The organism is Amycolatopsis orientalis DSM 43388 (assembly GCF_000411975.1).
GTDB classification, from domain to species: Bacteria; Actinomycetota; Actinomycetes; order Mycobacteriales; family Pseudonocardiaceae; genus Amycolatopsis; species Amycolatopsis orientalis_D.
The window spans coordinates 1-19,364 of record NZ_ASXG01000170.1 but is presented as its reverse complement, the minus strand read 5'-3'; the positions used below and the strand labels follow the sequence as shown (position 1 = coordinate 19,364).

General features: G+C 68.7%; 11 protein-coding genes. 7 read left to right on the top strand and 4 right to left on the bottom strand.

The genetic code is table 11. The annotated features are described in order from the left end of the window. Positions 1-155: 155 nt before the first annotated feature. The 3 genes from lysX to L942_RS35455 all read left to right on the top strand — a co-directional run bounded on the left by lysX (position 156) and on the right by L942_RS35455 (position 5,723). Positions 156-3,479 carry a bifunctional lysylphosphatidylglycerol synthetase/lysine--tRNA ligase LysX gene (lysX, locus tag L942_RS35465; protein ID WP_037368737.1) on the top strand — a complete coding sequence of 1,108 codons (3,324 nt, stop codon included), beginning with the start codon at positions 156-158 and terminating at the stop codon, positions 3,477-3,479. Between the two features lie 1,061 nt (positions 3,480-4,540). Next, entirely contained in the window at positions 4,541-5,134 is a 594-nt protein-coding gene (locus L942_RS35460) for a hypothetical protein (RefSeq protein ID WP_037368735.1), read from the top strand. Between the two features lie 7 nt (positions 5,135-5,141). Continuing rightward, positions 5,142-5,723: a DinB family protein gene (locus tag L942_RS35455; RefSeq protein WP_037368733.1), complete on the top strand. Its 582-nt coding sequence runs from the start codon at positions 5,142-5,144 to the stop codon at positions 5,721-5,723. 727 nt (positions 5,724-6,450) lie between these two features. On the opposite strand, the gene L942_RS45730 is transcribed toward L942_RS35455, so the two are convergent. The 3 genes from L942_RS45730 to secA2 all read right to left on the bottom strand — a co-directional run bounded on the left by L942_RS45730 (position 6,451) and on the right by secA2 (position 11,819). Continuing rightward, on the bottom strand, positions 6,451-6,984 hold the full coding sequence (locus L942_RS45730; RefSeq protein WP_037368731.1) for a methylated-DNA--[protein]-cysteine S-methyltransferase: 534 nt from the start codon (positions 6,982-6,984) through the stop codon (positions 6,451-6,453). Between the two features lie 670 nt (positions 6,985-7,654). After that, on the bottom strand, positions 7,655-9,376 hold the full coding sequence (locus tag L942_RS35445) for an NAD+ synthase (RefSeq protein WP_037368729.1): 1,722 nt from the start codon (positions 9,374-9,376) through the stop codon (positions 7,655-7,657). Positions 9,377-9,479: 103 nt separating this feature from the next. After that, a complete protein-coding gene (gene secA2, locus L942_RS35440) occupies positions 9,480-11,819 on the bottom strand; it encodes an accessory Sec system translocase SecA2 (protein WP_037368727.1) in 2,340 nt (779 codons plus the stop codon). Positions 11,820-11,963: 144 nt separating this feature from the next. On the opposite strand from secA2, the gene L942_RS35435 reads away from it, so the two are divergent. Continuing rightward, positions 11,964-13,541, top strand: coding sequence for an alpha/beta hydrolase (locus L942_RS35435; protein ID WP_051166480.1), 1,578 nt, complete (start codon positions 11,964-11,966; stop codon positions 13,539-13,541). 40 nt (positions 13,542-13,581) lie between these two features. On the opposite strand, the gene L942_RS35430 is transcribed toward L942_RS35435, so the two are convergent. Continuing rightward, positions 13,582-14,217 (bottom strand): LppX_LprAFG lipoprotein, encoded by a 636-nt coding sequence (locus L942_RS35430; RefSeq protein WP_037368725.1) that lies wholly within the window; start codon positions 14,215-14,217, stop codon positions 13,582-13,584. A gap of 92 nt (positions 14,218-14,309) precedes the next feature. Here L942_RS35430 and L942_RS35425 point away from each other — a divergent pair, with 92 nt between their 5' ends. The 3 genes from L942_RS35425 to L942_RS35415 all read left to right on the top strand — a co-directional run bounded on the left by L942_RS35425 (position 14,310) and on the right by L942_RS35415 (position 18,629). Then, positions 14,310-15,590, top strand: coding sequence for an MFS transporter (locus L942_RS35425; RefSeq protein WP_037368723.1), 1,281 nt, complete (start codon positions 14,310-14,312; stop codon positions 15,588-15,590). A 64-nt stretch (positions 15,591-15,654) separates the two neighbouring features. Next, complete coding sequence (gene glnA, locus L942_RS35420; protein ID WP_037368721.1) at positions 15,655-16,998, top strand: type I glutamate--ammonia ligase; 1,344 nt, start codon at positions 15,655-15,657, stop codon at positions 16,996-16,998. A 44-nt stretch (positions 16,999-17,042) separates the two neighbouring features. Beyond that, positions 17,043-18,629 (top strand): amidase, encoded by a 1,587-nt coding sequence (locus L942_RS35415; RefSeq protein ID WP_037368719.1) that lies wholly within the window; start codon positions 17,043-17,045, stop codon positions 18,627-18,629. Positions 18,630-19,364 lie beyond the last annotated feature (735 nt).

Genomic DNA, 19,364 nt, shown 5'->3' with positions numbered 1-19,364 from the left:
GCCCCAAGGTCGTGCGACCAGCTTCACACGCCTGGGTAGCGACAACCGTTTCGCCCCCTGTGACGTCTTGATAGGCACCGGACCGATATGCGCCCGGTGGTGAGAAAGTCCGGCGCCTCCCTCGACCGAGCGGACGCGCCGCAAGGAAGGGACCAATGGAAACCCCAGTGAGCGCCCGCCCGCGCAGCCTCGGCTGGAAGGCTCGCGCCGGCGGTCTCGTGGCCACTGTCGTGCAGCTGGCGGCGATTTTCTCGATCGTGCTGCTGCTCGCCGGAGGGCGTCGCGGGCACCTGCTGAACGGCATCGACATGGCGTTCGGCGTGGTGAGCGTGCCGACCAGTTCGAGCCTCGTGATCATCCTGCTGCTCGTGGTGCTCGGCGCGGCGCTGCGCAGGCGCAAGAAGGCCGCGCTGTACGTGCTCGTGCTGTTCCAGGTCGCCGGGCTGGTGACCACGCTGGTCCTGCAGGCACTGCTGTTGTGGGCTCCCGACCTGCTGACTCTCAACGCCCGGCAGATGCGGCACATCCCGACGCAGGTGGGCGCGCTCGCCATCGCCGACGTGATCTCGATCCTGCTGATCGTGTTCCTGCTGTCGCTGCGGCCCGCGTTCCCCGCGCGGCTCGCCCCCGGCGCCTGGTGGAACGGGCTCACCGTGCTGTTCGTCGGGTTCCTCGGGGTGATCGTGTGCGGCTGGGCGCTCACCGAGGTCTTCCCGGGCAGCCTCGGCGACACGTGGGAGCGGTTCGCCTGGGTGGTCAACCACGCCACCGGCGAGAACCTGCAACTGCGCCGGATCGGCGTCGGCGAAGGCCCGGCGTGGATCGATGTGATTCTCGACCTCGGCGCGACCTTCGTGTCCACTGCCGCGCTGTACACGCTCTTCCGCGGCGTACGCAGCCGTCGCATTCGGACAGACGACGAAGAACTGCACTTGCGTCGTCTGCTCGCCGAGTACGGCGAAGACGATTCACTCGGCTACTTCGCCACGCGTCGCGACAAGAGCGTCATGTTCGCGCCCAACGGCCGCGCCGCGGTGACGTACCGCGTGCTCGCCGGGACCACAGTGGCGAGCGCGGACCCGATCGGTGACCCCGACGCGTGGCCGGACGCGGTGCAGGCGTGGCTCCACGAAGCGCGTACGTACGGCTGGACGCCAGGCGTGCTCGGCGCGAGCGAGAAGGGCGCGAAGGTGTACGCCGCGGCTGGGCTGCGCGCGCTGCAGATCGGCGACGAAGCGGTTCTCGACGTCCGCGAGTTCTCGTTGACCGGCCCCGAGCGGAAATCCGTGCGGCAGGCAGTGAAACGGATCCAGCGCGCCGGGTACACCGCGCAGGTCCGGCGGCACAGCGAAATCCCCGAAGACGAGATGGCGCAGCTGCTCGCCCGCGCGCAGCAGTGGCGCGTCGACGAGACCGAACGTGGTTTCTCGATGGCGCTCGGCCGGCTCGGCGACCCGAGCGACGGCCGCAGTGTGATGGTCGAGGCGTACGACGCGCGCGGCGAACTCCGGGGCCTGCTGTCGTTCGTGCCGTGGGGCCGCCGGGGCCTTTCGCTCGACTTGATGCGCCGGGACCGAGACGCGGAAAACGGGCTGAACGAGTTCATGGTCGCCGAAGTCGTCGCGGCCGCCCAGCACATCGGCGCGCAGCGGATTTCGCTCAACTTCGCGATGTTCCGCGCGGTGTTCTCCGAAGGCGAGCGCATCGGCGCCGGTCCGGTACTGCGTGCGTGGCGGTCGGTGCTCGGCGTCGCTTCGCGGTTCTTCCAGCTGGAATCGCTGTACCGGTCGAACGCCAAGTACGGCCCGTACTGGGAACCGCGGTTCCTCTGCTACTCCTCCGCGCGACGGCTCCCGCGAGTCGGCATCGTCGCGGGCGCGCTGGAGGGCTTCGTGCCCACCGGGCGCGCGCGGTCGCTGCGTCTGGAGAACGTGGGGGAGGACTTCGTCGCGCAGGTCCGCCGGATCGACGAGGAAGCGGCGCAGGTCGTGCCTCGTGCCAAGCGCCGTCCGGAACAGGTCCGCGTGCGAGTGGCCAAAGTGGACAAACTGCGGGAACTCGGGGTGGACCCGTACCCGGTCGGCTTCTCCCGCGAAGACCGCCTCGGCGACATCGTGCACGCGTATTCCGGACTGGAACCGGACTCCCACACCGGAAAACGCGTCCGGGTCGCCGGACGGGTGCTCGCCCTGCGCAATCTCGGCGGGCTGTGTTTCGCGCGCATCAAGGACTTCTCCGGCGAACTGCAGCTGATGCTCGACGCGAAGGTCCTCGACCTGACCGGCTGGCGCACCGGCGTCGACCTGGGCGACCACGTCGGCGTGAGCGGCGAGGTCATCACGTCCCGCCGCGGCGAGCTGTCGGTGCTGGTGGACGAGTGGACGGTCACCGCGAAGTGCCTGCATCCGTTGCCGGACAAGCGAAAGGGCCTCACCGACCCGGAGACGCGCGTCCGCCAGCGTTACCTGGACCTGGCGGTCAACCCGGACTCCGCGAACATGCTCCGCCTGCGCTCGACGGTCGTCCGAGCCGTCCGCGAACGCCTGCACCGGGACGACTTCCTCGAGGTCGAAACCCCCATGCTGCAAACCATTCACGGCGGCGCCAACGCACGTCCGTTCGTTACGCACATCAACGCGTACGACATGCGGATGTACCTGCGCATCGCTCCGGAGCTGTACCTGAAACGGCTGTGCGTGGCCGGTGTCGAGCGGGTTTTCGAGCTGAACCGGAACTTCCGCAACGAGGGCGTGGACGCCACCCACAACCCGGAATTCACCATGCTGGAGGCGTACCAGGCGTACGCGGACTACAACGCCATGCGCGACCTGATGCGCGACCTGATCCAGTACGCCGCCGAAGCCGCGTACGGCGCACAGGTGGTGCGACGCCCCGACTCCGACGGCCGCATCGTCGAACACGACATCTCCGGCGACTGGCCGGTGATTCCGGTGCACAAAGCCGTGTCGGCCGCCCTGGGCGAGGAGATCGACTCGCACACCCCGATCGCCACGCTGCGAAAACTGTGCGCCGCCGCCGGAGTCCCGGCCCCGGAAGAAGCCAGCGCGGGCGACTTGGTCCTGAAAGCGCACGAGCACTTGGTCGAGGGGTCGACGGTCCTGCCGACGTTCTACACGGACTACCCGACCGAAGTCTCCCCGCTGACCCGCCAGCACCGCACCGACCCGCTCCTGGCCGAACGCTGGGACCTGATCGCGTTCGGCTCGGAAGTAGGGACCGCGTACACGGAACTGACCGACCCGCTCGAACAGCGCCGCCGCTTGGAGGCACAGTCGCTGCGCGCCGCGAGCGGGGACGTCGAGGCGATGGAACTGGACGAGGACTTCCTGCTGGCACTGGAACACGGCATGCCCCCGACCGGCGGGCTGGGCCTCGGAGTGGACCGCCTGCTGATGATGCTGAGCGGAACCTCCATCCGGCAGACGGTGCTGTTCCCGTTCGTCCGTCCGCAGGCGTGACGAAGGGTTTTCGCGGCGTGGTGCGTCTTTGCGGGTGAGGCTGCCCTTCTCTTCCCGTCCTTGCCGGATCCCGACGGAGCCAGCTTGCTCTCGGTGGCGCGTGAAGGCCGCCGGAATGCTGCGGCTTTGAGGTCGGGTAACCGCAGACGAGCAGCCGTGGCCGCCGCGTCGGCTCGGCCGTCTCTTTGCGGGCCGCGTGGGCGTGTCCGGTGGTTTCTGGTGGCCGACGTGCTGGAGCGCCGAGTATCCGTCTGACGGTTCGCCGTGCTGGGCGGGCTTGGTTTCTTGGGCGCTCTGTTGCGGGCCGTTTGGGGTGTATCGGGTGGTGGTCGTTTCTGGCGGTCAGTGGTGCGGGAGCCGGGTGCTCGTTTGGCGTTTCGCCGCGCCAGGCTGACTCGGTTTCTCGGACTCTGCCTTTGCAAGCCGTCGGGGCGCGTCTGGTGGCGCTCGTTGCTGGCGGTGGTACTGGAGCCGGGTGTCCATTCGGAGTCCCGCCACCCGGGCTGACTCGGTTTCTCGGACTCTCTCTTTGTGGGCCGTCGGGCGCGTCCGGTGGCGGTCGTTTCTGGTGGTTAGCGTTGCTGGAGCCGGGTGTTCGTCTGGCGTCTCGCCGGACCAGGCCGACTCGGTTTCTCGGGCTCTGTCTTTGCGGCGGTTCGGGGCGTGTCCGGTGGTCGTTTCTGGTGGTTAGCGGTGCTCGAGGCAGGCGCTCGTCTGGCGTCTCGCCAGGGCAGGCTGGCTGGTTTCTCGGGCCATCTCTTCGCAAGCCACTCCCGGCGCACCCCGCAGCGGCCGCGTCAGCCGTCATCGGTGTCCGCCGTTTCCGAAATCCGGCCCCGTCCGACCTCCCGCCCCGCACGCCCGCCCGACCCCGAATGGCCCGCCGTCGACACAGGTATTGGCGGTCTGCCAACCATGATCCGGTAGCCTCCACCAGGAATTCGGTGCGTGAGTTCGTGGTAGCGGATGGTGTCCGGAACCTCCGGTAAGTCACGGCTGTGACACCATCCGGCACTTCGTCGCAGAGATTCGCTTAGGGTGGGCAAGTGCATGCTGCGCGGGTGGCTTTGATAGTCCTGCTCGGACTGGGTTTGGCGGGGTATTCCGCGTGGCTGCTGGAGTTCTTCGTGCAGACCGGGGTGTCGCCGACCGAGCAGCCGGTCTGGGATTTGTTCTACGCGCAGCCGGTCTTCCCGGTCGCGACGGCGATCGGCGGCCTGGCCTTCCTTCTCACCGGACCCGCCCTCATGCGCCTCGCGCCCGCGCGCTGGAGCGGGCGGCTGACGTCGGTTTCGGTGTCCGCGTTCGGGATCGTACTGATGGTGTACGCCGGGGTCCCGGAGACGGTGGTGACCCCGAACCTCCTGAGCGCGGCGGTGGCCGTCGGGGCGCTGAGCCTGGTCTTCTGGTGGCCGCCCGGCTGGCGGGCCTGCGCGGTGGGTTGTTTGGCAGCGGTGCTGGTCGCCTGGGCGCTGGTGGTGGTCTCGACGATTTCCGGACACCTGGAAGGCGTGTTCACGAGGGTGCAGCTGGTGGTGCACGCGGCGCAGGTCGTGATCGGCGGCGCGTACGTCCTGCAGACCCCGGTTCCGGTCAGCGGCCGAAAAATGTCGGTGGCGGGTGCGATGCTGCGGAGCAACAGACACCGGAAGTGAGGCCACCATGGCAGGCAAAGTCTCCCCGACCCCCGACGAGCGCGGCGGTTTGCTCGGTTTCCTAGCACAACAGCGGCAGGCGATGAAGGTCGCCGCGTACGGCCTGACCGACGACCAGGCGCGCGCCGTGCCCAGCGCGAGCGCCCTGAGCGTCGGCGGGCTGCTGAAACACGTGTCATCCACCGAAAGCGGCTGGATCGACCTGGTACTGAAAATCAAGCCGAAGCCCTTCGCCGAAAGCATGGCGGACTACCAGGAGAACTACCGCCTCGGCCCGGACGAAACGCTGGAATCGGTGATCGCCGCCTACGACCGGGTCGCCGCTCGCACCGAAGAGGTCATCGCCGGGATCGCCGACCTGAACCAGGAAGTCCCGATCCCGAAGGACGTCCCCTGGTTCCCGGACGACGAGTCCGCCTGGTCGGTCCGCTGGGTGCTGCTGCACCTGATCGAGGAAACCGCCCGGCACGCCGGCCACGCCGACATCGTCCGCGAGTCCCTGGACGGCGCCACCGCGATGCCCCTGCAAGCGGCAGCGGAAGGCTGGCCGGAGACGGACTGGCTGAAGCCGTGGAAACCGGCGGAATGAGCGTTGCGCTTCACTGAGCCGCGGTTGAGCCGTCGAGATCATGTTCTTGGGTACGGCTGCTGGCAGCCGGGTCGCTGATGAGCCTGGTTCGCGGGGCCCAGCTCGGGCGTCGAGCCTGGCTTACGGGGATCGGGCTTGGCTGATCTCGCGGCGGGGAGGTCGAGGCAGGGGCTTGCGTGGTGGCTTTTGGCGGCTGGGTCGTTGCATTGGTTGACGAGCGCGGTCAGAAAGTTGGTTCGCGCAGCCTGCCTCGCTGGGCCAGGCTGGCTTATGGGCTTCAGGCTTGGCTGATCTTGCGGCTGGGGCGTCGTGGTCGGGTCTCTCGCGGCGGCTGCGTCGCTGCGCTGGCTGACGAGCGTGGTCAACCGGTCGGGTTCGCGCGGCCTGGCTCAGCCATCCAGGTTCACTTGCCGGGGTCGGTCGGCGGAAGCCGGATCGCTGGCCTGATTGGCGACGAGCGTGGCTGGCACCCGGATCGTTCGGCTCGCCGAGAGGGCTGAGCGAGCCGGGCGGGTCGCCTTATCGCGGACGGTCATCGGCTTCCTGACCGCCGCGGCGCTGCTCGATCAGCGAGGCACCGACTGGGCAGGTCCGGCTGCCCGCGTCCGGTACTCGGCAAGGTGGTGCGCTCGGTCGACGTCCAGCGGCACTGGGGGTGCGGCTGGACGCCAGTCGAGCGCGCCAACGCTCCAGGCAACCCGTGAGAGCGCGGGGCGGAGCGGGCGCGTCAGAACAGTGTCGGTTCCTCCGGAAAAGCCCCTTCGATCACCAGCATCCGCCGTTTGGTCTCCACCCCACCCGGTGCCGAAAAGCCGCCGGTGTTCTTGCCCGCGCCCAAAACCCGGTGGCACGGCACGATAATCGGAAACGGATTGTTCCCCATCGCCTGCCCGACCGCCTGCGCGGAGCCCGGCGCACCTAGCTGATGAGCGATATCGCCGTACGTCAGCACCTTCCCCGGCGGTATCGCCCGCGCGACGTCGTACGCCCGCCGGTTGAACTCCGGCACCTCCCGGTAATCCAACGGCACCCCACGCAAATCGCGAGCCTCTCCCGACAGCAGGGCGACGACATCGTCCACCACCGAGCGAAGCTCCTCCGGCACTGGCGCTTCCACCGCGTCCGGGAAACGCTTCGCGAGATGCGCGCGCGTCCGCTCCGCCGTGCTCCCCGGCAGCGCGGTTCCGATCACCGCACCGTCCCGCCACGCGAGGCCGCACGGCCCGATCGGGGTGTCGAACACCGTGTACCCAACCGTCATACCGGCCAGCGTACGACCCGGCACCGACAGAAACTGGCGAGAAAACGACACGACCCTGCACCCGTGGCGAGTCGATCAGAGACCGGGTTAACGGCAGCGACCAGGGCTTCTCGGCGAAGACCTAGTGTCTCGGCGGCCCAACCGATTGTGTCCTCGCGGAGCTGACGACACGCGGAATCTCTGCCGTCGAGCCGAAATGAGCCCTGGCGAGGCGAAAACCTGCTCGGCTGGGAGAACCCGCCCGGCCGAGCCAGGCGACCTCGCCGAAGTCCCGGTCGGCAATGCGAGTTCACCTGGCCGGGCAGCTCCGCAGAACTCTCAATCAGTTAGCGAACCCACCGGGCCAACCCAGGCAACCTCAACGAAGTCCCGGTCGGCAACGCGAATCCGCCCGGCCGGGCTGCTCCGCGGAAATCCCAATCAGCTAGAGAACCCACCCGGCCGCGCCAGTTAACCCCGCCGAAGTCTCAGCCATCTACGCGAGTCCACCTGGCCGGGCAGCCCACCGAAGTCCCAATCAGCTAGAACAAGCCACCCGGCCAAACCAAACCACCCCGCCGAATCCCAGCCAGCAACCGCCCGCGCGACGCGGCACACCACGCCAACCCCAGCAGTCCACCAGACAGTCCGCCCACCACATCCGGCCACTAACCCGGGCCAGAAACCCCGATCAGGACTTCCGCTCCCGCCACCCATTGGTCATCGGAAGCCGCCGGTCGCGCCCGAATGCCTTGAACGTGATCTTCGTGCCCGGCGGGTACTGCCGCCGCTTGTACTCCGCCCGGTCGACCATCCGCACCACCCGGTCGATGGTCTCCGGATCGAACCCGGCCTCGATCAGATCCGCGTACCCGCGGTCGTTCTCCACATAGTCGTCCAGGACGTCGTCCAGCAGTGCGTAGTCCGGCAGCGAATCCGAGTCCTTCTGGTCCGGACGCAGCTCCGCCGACGGCGGCTTCGTGATCGAGTTTTCCGGGATCGGCGGCGTTTCCCCGCGCTTGACCGCTTCCTCGTTCCGCCACCGCGCCAGCTGCCACACGTGCGTCTTGAACAAGTCCTTGATCGGCGCGAACGCCCCGACCGCGTCGCCGTAAATGGTCGAGTAGCCGACGGCCAGTTCGGTCTTGTTGCCGGTCGCCAGCACCAGGTGTCCGTCCAGATTGGACAGAGCCATCAGCAGCATCCCGCGCACCCGCGCCTGGATGTTCTCCTCCGCGAGCCCGGTCAGCTGCAGCTGGTTGACGTACACGTCGACCATGTCGCCGATCGGCTCGACCCGGTAGTGCGCCCCGATCCGCTCCGCCAGATCCGAAGCGTCGTCCCGCGAGTGCGAGGACGAGTACTTCGACGGCATCGAAACGCCGTACACGTTGTCCCCGCCGAGCGCGTCCGCCGCCAGCGCCGCGCACACCGCCGAGTCGATTCCGCCGGAGAAGCCGAACGTAACGGTCGAGAAGCCGTTCTTGTGCACGTAGTCGCGCAGCCCGACGACCAGCGCCGACCACACCTCGGCCTCGTCCGACAACGGTTCGCTGATCGTCGGGGCCGACAGCGGCTCGTAGGCGGGCAGCGGTTCGTTCTCCAGCACCCGTCGGTGCACTTCCAGCCCGTCGAACGAGCCCGTGGCGGAAGCACTGGCCGCGGGCAGATCTAAGTCCAGCACCAGCAGGTGCTCCACGAACTGCGGCGCCCGCGCGAGCAGCGTCCCGTCCGCGCCGACCACCAGCGAGTCGCCGTCGAAAACGAGATCGTCCTGTCCGCCGACCTGGTTCGTGTACACGAGCGGCGCGCCCGCCTCGGCCGCGCGCCGCGCGATCAGCGGCAGGCGCTGTTCGTCCTTCGACCGCTCGTACGGCGACGCGTTCGGCGCGACCACCAGGTCGACCCCGGCCTTGCCCAGCGCGGAGATCGGCCCGCCGTCCTGCCAGATGTCCTCGCAGATCACCATGCCGATGTCGACGCCGTGCAGTCGCAGGACCTCGAGTTCGGTGCCCGGTTTGAAGTACCGGTGCTCGTCGAACACGCCGTAGTTCGGCAGGTGGTGCTTGAACTGCCGGGCCACGACCTCGCCGCGGTACAGCGCCGCCGCCGCGTCGCGCGGGCCGACCTCGTCGTGGTCGAGGTAGCCGACGTACGCGAGGATCTCGCCGCAGCCCGCCTCGTCGAGCCGGCGCGCCAGTTCGGTCACCGAGCGCCGGGACGCCTCGGCGAACGTGCGCCGGAGCGTGAGGTCCTCGACCGGGTAACCGGTCTGGGACATTTCCGGGAACACGACGACGTGCGCGCCCGCCTCGGCGGCCTTGCGGGTCCATTCGACGGTGAGCGCGGTGTTCCCGTCGATGTCGCCGACGGTGGTGTTGACCTGGGCCAGTGCGATGCGCAGTTGCGGCATGCCGCCATTCTGTCCCACCGGACCGACAGAAACTACGCGGAGGTGAGCCAGAGAACGGCGAAGGGCCCCGCGCCCGCGGCGAGGGGCCCTCCGGAAGAAGGAATCAGGACTTCTTCATCCGCATCATGCTGCGCACCTTCTTCACCGTCTGCTCGAAGTCCGAGTCGAACGGGTTGTCGTGCACCAGGTACGTCCACGTCGTGTTCGCGCGCCGCACGCCGACTTCCTCGAGATCGAGACCGTTGTCGGTGATCTCGGCTTCCTCGAGCGTCTTCGCCGCCCGGGACGCCGCTTCGGCGATGATCTTGTGGAACTCCGGGATCGCCGCGCGGTGGAACTCGTCCAGCGGCGTTTCGCGGGCCAGCGCGCGCAGGTGGATGCTCTCGCGCACGTCGGTGAGATACGCCAGGTGGTCCGACCACAGCTGGTCGAGGTGGAACAGCCGGACCTCGCGGCACACCTGCTCGAGCCGCTCGTCGTCGTCCAGCTTTTCCTTCAGCTCGGCGAACTTCTCCGGCTGCGCCTTCTCCAGCTCCTCGGCGGCGAGCCCGGTGTGCAGCACCTTGTCCCGGTGTTCCAGCAGCTCCGCGCGCTGCCGCTCGATCAGCCGGGTGTATCGCCAGGTGTTGCGGTGGATCTCCAGGTCGACGCCCTCGGCGACGCGCTGGGCGTGGTTGAGCTGCCGGTGCGCGGCCGGGTCGGTGATCTCGCCGGTCTCCGGGTCGGCGTCGATGCCGTCCGGCAGGTCCGGCGCGTTCGACAGCACGAGGTCGTCGTTGAGGCTCGCGAAGAAGATCGCGCTGCCCGGGTCGCCCTGTCGTCCGGACCGGCCGCGCAGCTGCCCGTCGAGCCGGCTCGAGGGATACCGCGCGGTGCCGATCACGTGCAGACCGCCCAGCTCGGCGACCTCCTCGCGGGTCGCGCCGTCGCTGCCGCCGAGCCGGATGTCAGTACCGCGACCGGCCATCTGCGTGGACACGGTGACCGCGCCCTTCTTGCCCGCCTCGGCGATGATCGCGGCCTCTTCGGCGTCGTTGCGCGCGTTCAGCACGACGCACGGCAGGTCGACCTTCGCCAGCTTCTCCGCCAGTTCCTCGGACTCCGCGACGTCCTGGGTGCCGACGAGGATCGGCCGCCCGGTTTCGTGCACCGTCCGGATCTCCTCCTCGATCGCGCGCAGTTTCTGCGACGGCGAGGCGAAGATGCGGTCCGGCAGGTCCTCTCGGATGTTCGGGGTGTTCGGCGGGATGACCGCGACCTCGAGCTTGTAGAACTCGCGCAGCTGCTCGGCGACCGCGACGGCGGTGCCGGTCATGCCGGCGACCTCGGGGTAGCGGGCCAGCAACGCCTGCACGGTGATCGAGTCGAGGATCTCGCCCCGGTCGGTGGCCGTGACCTGCTCCTTCGCCTCGACCGCGGCCTGCAGGCCGTCCGGCCAGCGCTGCAGCTCGGCGACGCGGCCGCGGGCGGCGTTGATCAGCTGCACCTTGCCGTCGCGGACCAGGTAGTCGACGTCGCGGGTGAGCAACGCGTGCGCGTGCAGGGCGACGTTCACCGCGGCGAGCCGGTCCGAACCGGACTCGTCGTACAGGTCGACGCCGCCGAGCGACTTCTCCACGACCGACGCGCCGGCGCTGGTCAGCCACGCGTTGCGGCCCTCGGAGTCGGTCTCGTAGTGCAGGCCGAGCCGCAGCCGCCGGACGATCTTGGCGACCTCCTCGTCGGCGTCGTTGTGGTCAATCGAACCGGCCATCACCAGCGGCACGCGCGCCTCGTCGACCAGCACCGAGTCGGCCTCGTCGACGATCGCCACCTCGGGGGCTTTCTGCACCAGGTCGTCGGGGCGGGTGACCAGGCGGTCGCGCAGCACGTCGAAACCGATTTCGGCGACCGCGCCGTACGTGACGTCCTTGCCGTAGGCCTCCTTGCGCTCCTGCTTCGCATGCGCCGGTTCGACCCAGCCGACGGTGACGCCGAGCAGGTCGTACACCGGGCCCATCCACTCCGCGTCGCGGCGGGCGAGGTAGTCGTTGACCGTGACCACGTGCACGCGGCGGCCGCGCAGCGCGTATCCGGCGGCGGCGAGCGCACCGGCGAGCGTCTTGCCCTCACCGGTCTCCATCTGCACGACGTGGCCGGTGAGCAAGCCCATGGTGCCGAGCAGCTGCACGTCGAAGGCGCGTTCGCCGAGCTTGCGCCGGGCGGCCTCGCGGCCGAGCGCGCAGATCTCGATCAGCTGGCTGTCGGTGAACGAGGCGGCCCCGCCGATGGCGTCCCGAAGCTTGCCCGCGCGCTCGGTGAGTTCGGCGTCGTCGAGCTTCTCCAGCTCCGGTTCGAGCTTCTCGACGGCGGGCAGCAGCGCTTCGTAGCGGGTCAGCTCGACGCTGCCCGGCCGCTGGATGATCCGGCGGAGCCGCTTGCCCACTCGGCTGATCAGTGCCACCCCTGGTCTCCTCGTGTCGATGTGTCTCCGGTCGCACCCGCACTGCCCAACGCGCCGACGGTGCGTTCGAGTTCCGCGCCCGGATGGCACGATCAAACCGTGTCCCGTCATCCCAGCGCCAGCCCGAAAGTCCATCCGATAGTCGTGTTAGCGGTTGCCGGCCTGCTCGCGACCACGCTCGCGGCGTGCACGTCCAAGCCCAGTCAGGCCTCGCTCGCGCCGACGGTCGAATCGCACGCGCCGGTCGGCCCGGTGCCCGCCGGACTGGAGCGGTTCTACGGGCAGAGCATGACCTGGTCCGCCTGTGCACCCTACGCGACCTCGGACGACGCCCGGTCGGCCTTCAAGACGCAGGGAATCGAGTGCGGACGCCTCACCGTGCCGTTGAACTATGACAAACCGGACGGGCAGACGATCACCATCGGCGTGCTGCGGCACCGCGCGAGCGACCAGGGCAAGAAAATCGGTTCGCTCGTGGTGAACCCGGGCGGACCGGGCGCTTCGGGCATGGTCGCCGCGGCGAGCCTGCTCGACCAGGTCTCGAAATCCGACCTCGGCGAGCGGTTCGACCTCGTCGGCTTCGACCCGCGGGGGATCGGGGCGAGTGAACCGCAGATCAAATGCCTGACCGGCCCCGAACGCGACACCGAGCGCGCCGACGACAGCGAGACCGACGGTTCTCCCGCGGGCGTCGCGAAGCAGGAAGCGGAGCAGAAGGACTTCGCCGCGAAGTGCGCACAGCGGACGAAGTACGGCGACGAGATGCTCGCGCACGTCGGCACGCGCGACGTCGTTAAGGACATGGACGTGCTGCGAAGCGTCCTCGGCGACGAGAAGCTCACCTACCTCGGTTACTCGTACGGCACGCGCATCGGCTCCACGTACGCGGAGACCTTCCCGAAGAACGTGCGCGCGCTCGTCCTCGACGGCGCTGTCGACCCGACACAGAGCCCGGAAGACTCGCTCGTCGCACAGGGGCAGGGCTTCGGCGTCGCGTTCAACGAGTTCGCGAAGTGGTGCGCGGCGCGTCAGGACTGCGCGCTCGGCAACAACCCGGCCGACGCGACGAAGCAGTTCCAAGACCTCACGCGCCGGCTGATCGACTTCCCGGTTCCGGTGGGCGACGGTCGCAAGCTGTCCTACGAGGACGCCACGACCGGTGCCATCCAGGCTCTCTACCAGCAGAATCTCTGGGAGTACCTGAACACCGGGCTGGCCGAGCTGAAGCTCCAGCGCGGCGCCACGCTCGAGAAGCTGGCCGACATCTACAACGAGCGCAATCCCGACGGCAGCTACGGCACGACACAGGACGCCTTCACCGCCATCCGTTGTGTCGATGACCCGCGAGTCACCGATCCGAAGCAGATCCTCGAAGGCCAGGAGAAATACGTAAAGGCGGCCCCCTTCCTCGACGACGGCCGCCAACCCAGCTCGGCCCGCGACGCGTGCGCGTTCTGGCCGGTGCCGAACACGTCGAAACCGCACGAGCCGAACGTCGAAGGCCTGCCGAAGACGCTGACGATCTCGACGACCAACGACCCCGCGACGCCGTACCAGGCGGGCGTGAACCTCGCGAAGGCGCTGAAGGGCTCGCTGCTCACCTTCGAGGGCACTCAGCACACGGTGTTCCTGCAGGGCAACGCATGCGTCGACAAGGCGGGCACCGCTTATCTGATCGACGGGACGACGCCTCCGGACGGAACTCGCTGCAAGGCCAACTGAGATTGGTGGCTCGCTTCGGCGAGCCACCAACCAGCGGTCGTCACGGCTGCTGATCCGTCAAAAGCACCTCGTACATCACCGGACTGTCGCGCTCTGTCGCCGGCGGCACTTGGAGCCACATCCGCGCGAAGCGACGCGGCTCCGCGACCGTCACCCAGATCTTGACGTTCACGTCGGCATGGATCTGCGGCACCAGCTTCGCCGCGACCGCCTGGGGCACGGTTCCGCCGACGCGGTAGCCGTCGACGTGCTGGATCGTCTCGCGGATTTCGGTTTTCGGCTGCTGAAGCGAGTCGAGGAGGCGCACCAGGCCGCCATTCGGGCCGAGGAACCGGTCGACCGGGAAGGACGTCGGGCCGTTCGTTTCGCGACCCTTCGTGTCCTTCGTGGTCGCGGTGTGCCCGGAGACGGTGAACGAGAACGACCGATCGGTGAATTCCGCGCTGCCGCTCGCCTGTCCGCCGTTCTTGAGCGTCGCGTTGCCGACCAGCTTGGTCAGCGGAAGGCCGGGCAGCACGCCGTTGACGCCGACTGAGAAATGCAGGCTCGTGACCTTGGCGAAGTTCGTCTTGGCGGCGGCGAGCAACCCGTCCGCCGCGGGCAAGGGAGGTGCCGCGGTGCAACCGCCGACCAGCCCGAGGAGCAGCAGCGCCGGCAGGACACGTCGGCTGAGCATGGCCGGAAGCCTACTCGGTTGGCCCGATCCTTTCGGATGGTGTCCTTCCGGCCACTGTCGACAACACCCCGGGCACACCAAACTGCTCACTTGTGACCGTTGAGACCCGTCCTGCCCGCCGCCTGCACCGCGCCTGGTTCGTCGCGGCGGCCGCGTTCGTTGCCCTTCTCGCCGCCGCCGGCTTCCGCGCCGCGCCGGGCGTTCTGATCGATCCGCTGCACGAAGAGTTCGGCTGGTCCCGCGCCACGATCGGGTCCGCCGTCTCGGTCAACCTCGTTCTGTACGGCCTCTTCGCACCCTTCGCCGCCGCGCTGATGGAGCGGTTCGGCATCCGCCGGGTGGCGGCCACCGCGCTGTGCGTCGTCGCTCTCGGCGCGGGCGGCACCGTCTTCATGAGCTCCAGCTGGCAGTTGATCCTCTGCTGGGGTGTGCTCGTCGGTCTCGGTACCGGCTCGATGGCGATGAGCTTCGCCGCGATGGTCGCGACGCGCTGGTTCGTCCGCCACCGCGGCGTCGTGACCGGCGTGCTGACCGCCGCCGGAGCGACCGGGCAGCTCATCTTCCTGCCGTTGATCGCATCGCTTGCGGTGAGTGACGGCTGGCGGACCGCTTCCATGGTCATTGCCATCGCGGCTCTCGCGGTGGTCCCGGTCGTGCTGTTGGCCGTACGCGACCACCCCGCTGACATCGGCACTGTCGCGTACGGAGCGCCCGAAGGCACCGAAGTGGAGCGTCCCGCTCCGAAGACCGGCACTGTCCGCCGAGGACTGACCGTGCTGTTCCAGGCCGCGCGGACCCGGACGTTCTGGCTGCTCGCGATCGGGTTCGCCATCTGCGGGGCGACCACGAACGGGTTGGTCAGCACGCATTTCGTCCCGGCCGCGCACGACCACGGCATGCCGCAGACGACCGCGGCGAGCCTGCTCGCGCTCGTCGGCATCTTCGACGTGGTGGGAACGATCGCGTCGGGATGGCTCACCGACCGTGTCGACCCGCGGATCCTGCTCGGCATCTACTACGCCCTGCGGGGAGTTTCGCTCGCCCTGTTGCCGCAGCTGTTCACGGATTCGGTCCAGCCGAGCATGTGGGCGTTCATCCTCTTCTACGGCCTCGACTGGGTGGCGACCGTTCCGCCGACGGTCGCGCTTTGCATCCGCTCCTTCGGCGAAGCCGGTCCCATCGTGTTCGGCTGGGTTTTCGCCTGCCACCAGCTGGGCGCGGCGTTCGCGGCTTCCGCCGCCGGCGCGGTGCGCGACCAGCTCGGCGATTACGCGGTCGCCTGGTACGTCGCCGCCGGGCTCGCGGTCGTCGCCTCGGTCGCGTCGCTGTCGATCACCCGATCGAGGAAACCGCAGCTCGCGCAGGTGGCGTGAACCCGTTCGCGAGATGGGTGACCCGTGAAACATGGCGTTAACACGTGCTGGTTAGGGTTCGGCCATGGATCGCCAGCAGGAATTCGTGCTCCGCACTTTGGAAGAGCGCGACATCCGTTTCGTTCGCCTGTGGTTCACCGACGTGCTGGGGTTCCTGAAGTCGGTCGCGGTCGCGCCGGCCGAACTGGAGGGCGCGTTCAGCGAGGGCATCGGGTTCGACGGCTCGGCCATCGAGGGCTTCGCGCGCGTCTACGAATCGGACATGGTCGCCAAGCCGGACCCGTCCACGTTCCAGGTCCTGCCGTGGGAGACCCCGGACGGCGGCCCGTACTCCGCGCGGATGTTCTGCGACATCGCGATGCCCGACGGGTCGCCCTCGTGGGCCGACCCGCGGCACGTGCTGCGCCGCCAGCTGTCGAAAGCCAGCGAAGCCGGGTTCACCTGCTACGTGCACCCGGAGATCGAGTTCTTCCTGCTCGCCAACCTCCCGGACGACGGCAGCGAGCCCGAACCGGCCGACAACGGCGGCTACTTCGACCAGGCGAGCCACGCCACCGCGACGCACTTCCGCCGGCACGCGATCGAGACCCTCGAGGCAATGGGCATCTCGGTCGAGTTCAGCCACCACGAGGGCGCGCCGGGCCAGCAGGAAATCGACCTTCGCTACGCCGACGCCCTGACCATGGCCGACAACGTGATGACGTTCCGTTACGTCGTCAAGGAGGTCGCGCTGACCCAGGGCGTGCGCGCGACCTTCATGCCGAAGCCGTTCACCGACCAGCCCGGCTCGGGCATGCACACCCACGTGAGCCTGTTCGAGGGCGACCGCAACGCGTTCTACGACGCCGAGGACCCGCACGAGCTTTCCGAGACCGGCAAGGCGTTCGTCGCGGGTGTCCTGCACTACGCCAAGGAAATCTCCGCCGTCACCAATCAGTGGGTCAATTCCTACAAACGGCTGATCAGCGGCAGTGAGGCCCCCACGACGGTGTCGTGGGGGAGGGCGAACCGCTCGGCGCTCGTGCGCGTGCCGATGTACTCGCCCGGCAAGGCGTCGTCGCGGCGAGTGGAGATCCGGACGCTCGATTCGGCGTGCAACCCGTACCTGGCCTACTCGGTGATACTGGCCGCGGGGCTGAAGGGCATCGAGAAGGGTTACGAGCTGCCGCCGCCGGCCGAGGACAACATCTGGCAGCTGTCGGACTCCGAACGCCGCGCCGCCGGTTACTCGCAGTTGCCCCAGAACCTCGGCGAAGCGCTCGCCGAGATGGAGAAGTCGGAGCTGCTGCCGGAAGCGCTCGGCGAGCACGTTTACGACTTCTTCTTGCGCAACAAGCGAGTGGAGTGGGACAACTACCGGAGCGCGGTCACCCCGTACGAGCTCCGGACTCTGTTGCCGATGCTCTGACGCGGGCCCCGGGCCGTGCTCCGAGGTGGGGGAGGCATCGGAACATGGGAAAAAGACTGCCCGCCGTACTCGCTGCGCTGGTCGCGGCGGCGGGCCTGGCCAGCGCGCCGCCGGCGGTCGCGATGGCGGCTGACCCCGAGATCGACGCCGCCGGGCTGCACTTCGACCTCGACCGCGCCGACATCCCGTCGCTGCAGCACCGGATGGCGTCCGGGCAGCTCACCGCGACCCGCCTGACCAGCGCGTATCTCGCCCGGATCCGGGTATTGGACCCGAAGGTCAACGCCGTCCTCGCGCTCAACCCGGGCGCGCTCGCGCAAGCCGCGGCCAGCGACGTCCGGCACCGGACCGGCCGCACCCGCGGTCCGCTCGACGGGATCCCGGTGCTGGTCAAGGACAACGTCGGCACCCACGACCAGCAGACCACCGCCGGTTCGCGCGCGCTGCGCAGCCGTCCCGCCAAGGACGCCACGCTGATCACCCGGCTACGTGACGCGGGCGCGGTGATCCTCGGCAAGGCGAACCTGTCGGAATGGGCCAACTTCCGCGCCGCGAAGCCGACTTCCGGCTGGTCCGGCGTCGGCGGGCAGACCAACAACCCGTACGTCCTTGACCACAACCCGTGCGGTTCGTCCGCCGGCTCCGCGGCCGGTGTCGCCGCGTCGCTCGCGCAGGTCGCGATCGGCAGCGAGACCGACGGGTCGATCGTGTGCCCGGCCGGGATGACCGCGACCGTCGGGCACAAGCCGAGCCTCGGACTCGTCAGCCGCACCGGCGTCGTGCCGATCTCCGCGGAACAGGACACGGCGGGACCCATCGCGCGCAATGTCGTCGACACCGCGCTGACGCTCTCGGTGCTGCAGGGCCGCGACCCGTCGGACCCGGCCACTCTGCGCTATCCGCCGACCCAGCCGACTGACTACGCGAAGCTCCTCCGCCCCGGCGTCCTGCGCGGAGCCCGGATCGGCCTGTGGCGGCTGCCGGTGCTCGGCCCGGACACGGACGCCGTGGTCAGCAAGGCGAAGGCTTCGCTGGAACGCGCCGGGGCGACGGTCGTCGAGGTGAGCCTGCCGTACCAAGACCGGCTTTCGGAACTGGAGTTCCCGGCGCTGCTGACCGAGTTCCATCGCGACATCGACGCGTATCTCGCGACGCGCCCGACCGGCCCGCGGAATCTGGCGGACCTGATCGCGTACAACCGCGCTGATCCGCTGGAACGCACCTGCTTCGCTGGTCAGGAGCTGTTCGAGCAAGCGCTCGCCGCGCCCGGCCCGCAGGATCCGGCCTACCTGAAGAACCGGGCTGAGCTGACCGACCTCGCGCGCCGGTCGCTGGACGAGACCCTCGCGAAGTACGACCTGGACGCCATCGCGTCGCCGACGAACCCGCCGGCCTGGAAGACGGACTGCAAGGTCGGCGACAACGACGTGATCCCGTCCTCGACCCCGGCCGCGGTCGCGGGCTACCCGGACGTCACCGTCCCGGCCGGTTTCGTCGGACCGCTGCCGGTCGGGATTTCGTTCATGGGCGGGCAGTGGACGGACGGGAAGATGCTCGCGCTGGCCGCGGACTACACGCGGGTCGCGCCGGTCCGGGTTCCGCCCCGGTACCTGCCGAAGCTGCCCGGGTAAGCCGGTCGGGGTTGCCCGGAGCGGGTGAAGGTTTGTGGCGGCCGCCGGTCAGTGCACTCGCATTGACCGGCGGCTTTGTGCGTCTGGACCGACCGGAGCTGGCCCGCGCCGAGCGGGTGGGCAGCGCGCTGACCAGCGGAATCGGATCGGATGCTCGGATCCCGGGCGGCGCGCGGGCCGCTGGCTGCGGGAGACCTGGGTCACTTGGGGGCTTTCGACGGCCTCGCCGGGCGCGGTCCGGCGTGCGCAAACCGGTCGAGTCCGGTCGCTGTCAGCGCGCTGACCAGCGTCGATGCCGTTAAGTGACCCCCCTGTTTTCGGGTGGTTGGAAGGCATGTAATCTTCTCTTCGTCGCCAGGAACACCGGGTCGGCGGGGCCGCAAGCCTCACCGACCAGGAGCCAGGGCCGAGCGGGTTGACACCGCGAAACGGACCGGGTAATGTTCAGCGTCGGCCCACGAGCGGCCGCCGACTCCCTACGACTAGCCTTGTAGGTACCGGCATGCTCGACCAAAAGCTTGAAATAACGCATCGGGCTTGGTCTGGTTGATTCTGGGCTGGTTCGGGGTGTGTTGCTTGAGAACTCAACAGTGTGCTAGTGAACTAAGCCAGTAGAGCTTATTTTGGTAAACCCCCTCGTCGGGGTTTCCTTTGAGAAAATATGATTGAGATGTAGTCTCGATCGAACTGTTCATTGTTGGAGAGTTTGATCCTGGCTCAGGACGAACGCTGGCG

Coding starts and splice junctions, on each gene's coding strand:
- L942_RS35455 (WP_037368733.1), top strand. CDS start 5,142: ATGGCAGGCAAAGTCTCCCCGACCCCCGACGAGCGCGGCGGTTTGCTC.
- glnA (WP_037368721.1), top strand. CDS start 15,655: ATGGATCGCCAGCAGGAATTCGTGCTCCGCACTTTGGAAGAGCGCGAC.
- L942_RS35445 (WP_037368729.1), bottom strand. CDS start 9,376: ATGCCGCAACTGCGCATCGCACTGGCCCAGGTCAACACCACCGTCGGC.
- L942_RS45730 (WP_037368731.1), bottom strand. CDS start 6,984: ATGACGGTTGGGTACACGGTGTTCGACACCCCGATCGGGCCGTGCGGC.
- L942_RS35415 (WP_037368719.1), top strand. CDS start 17,043: ATGGGAAAAAGACTGCCCGCCGTACTCGCTGCGCTGGTCGCGGCGGCG.
- lysX (WP_037368737.1), top strand. CDS start 156: ATGGAAACCCCAGTGAGCGCCCGCCCGCGCAGCCTCGGCTGGAAGGCT.
- L942_RS35430 (WP_037368725.1), bottom strand. CDS start 14,217: ATGCTCAGCCGACGTGTCCTGCCGGCGCTGCTGCTCCTCGGGCTGGTC.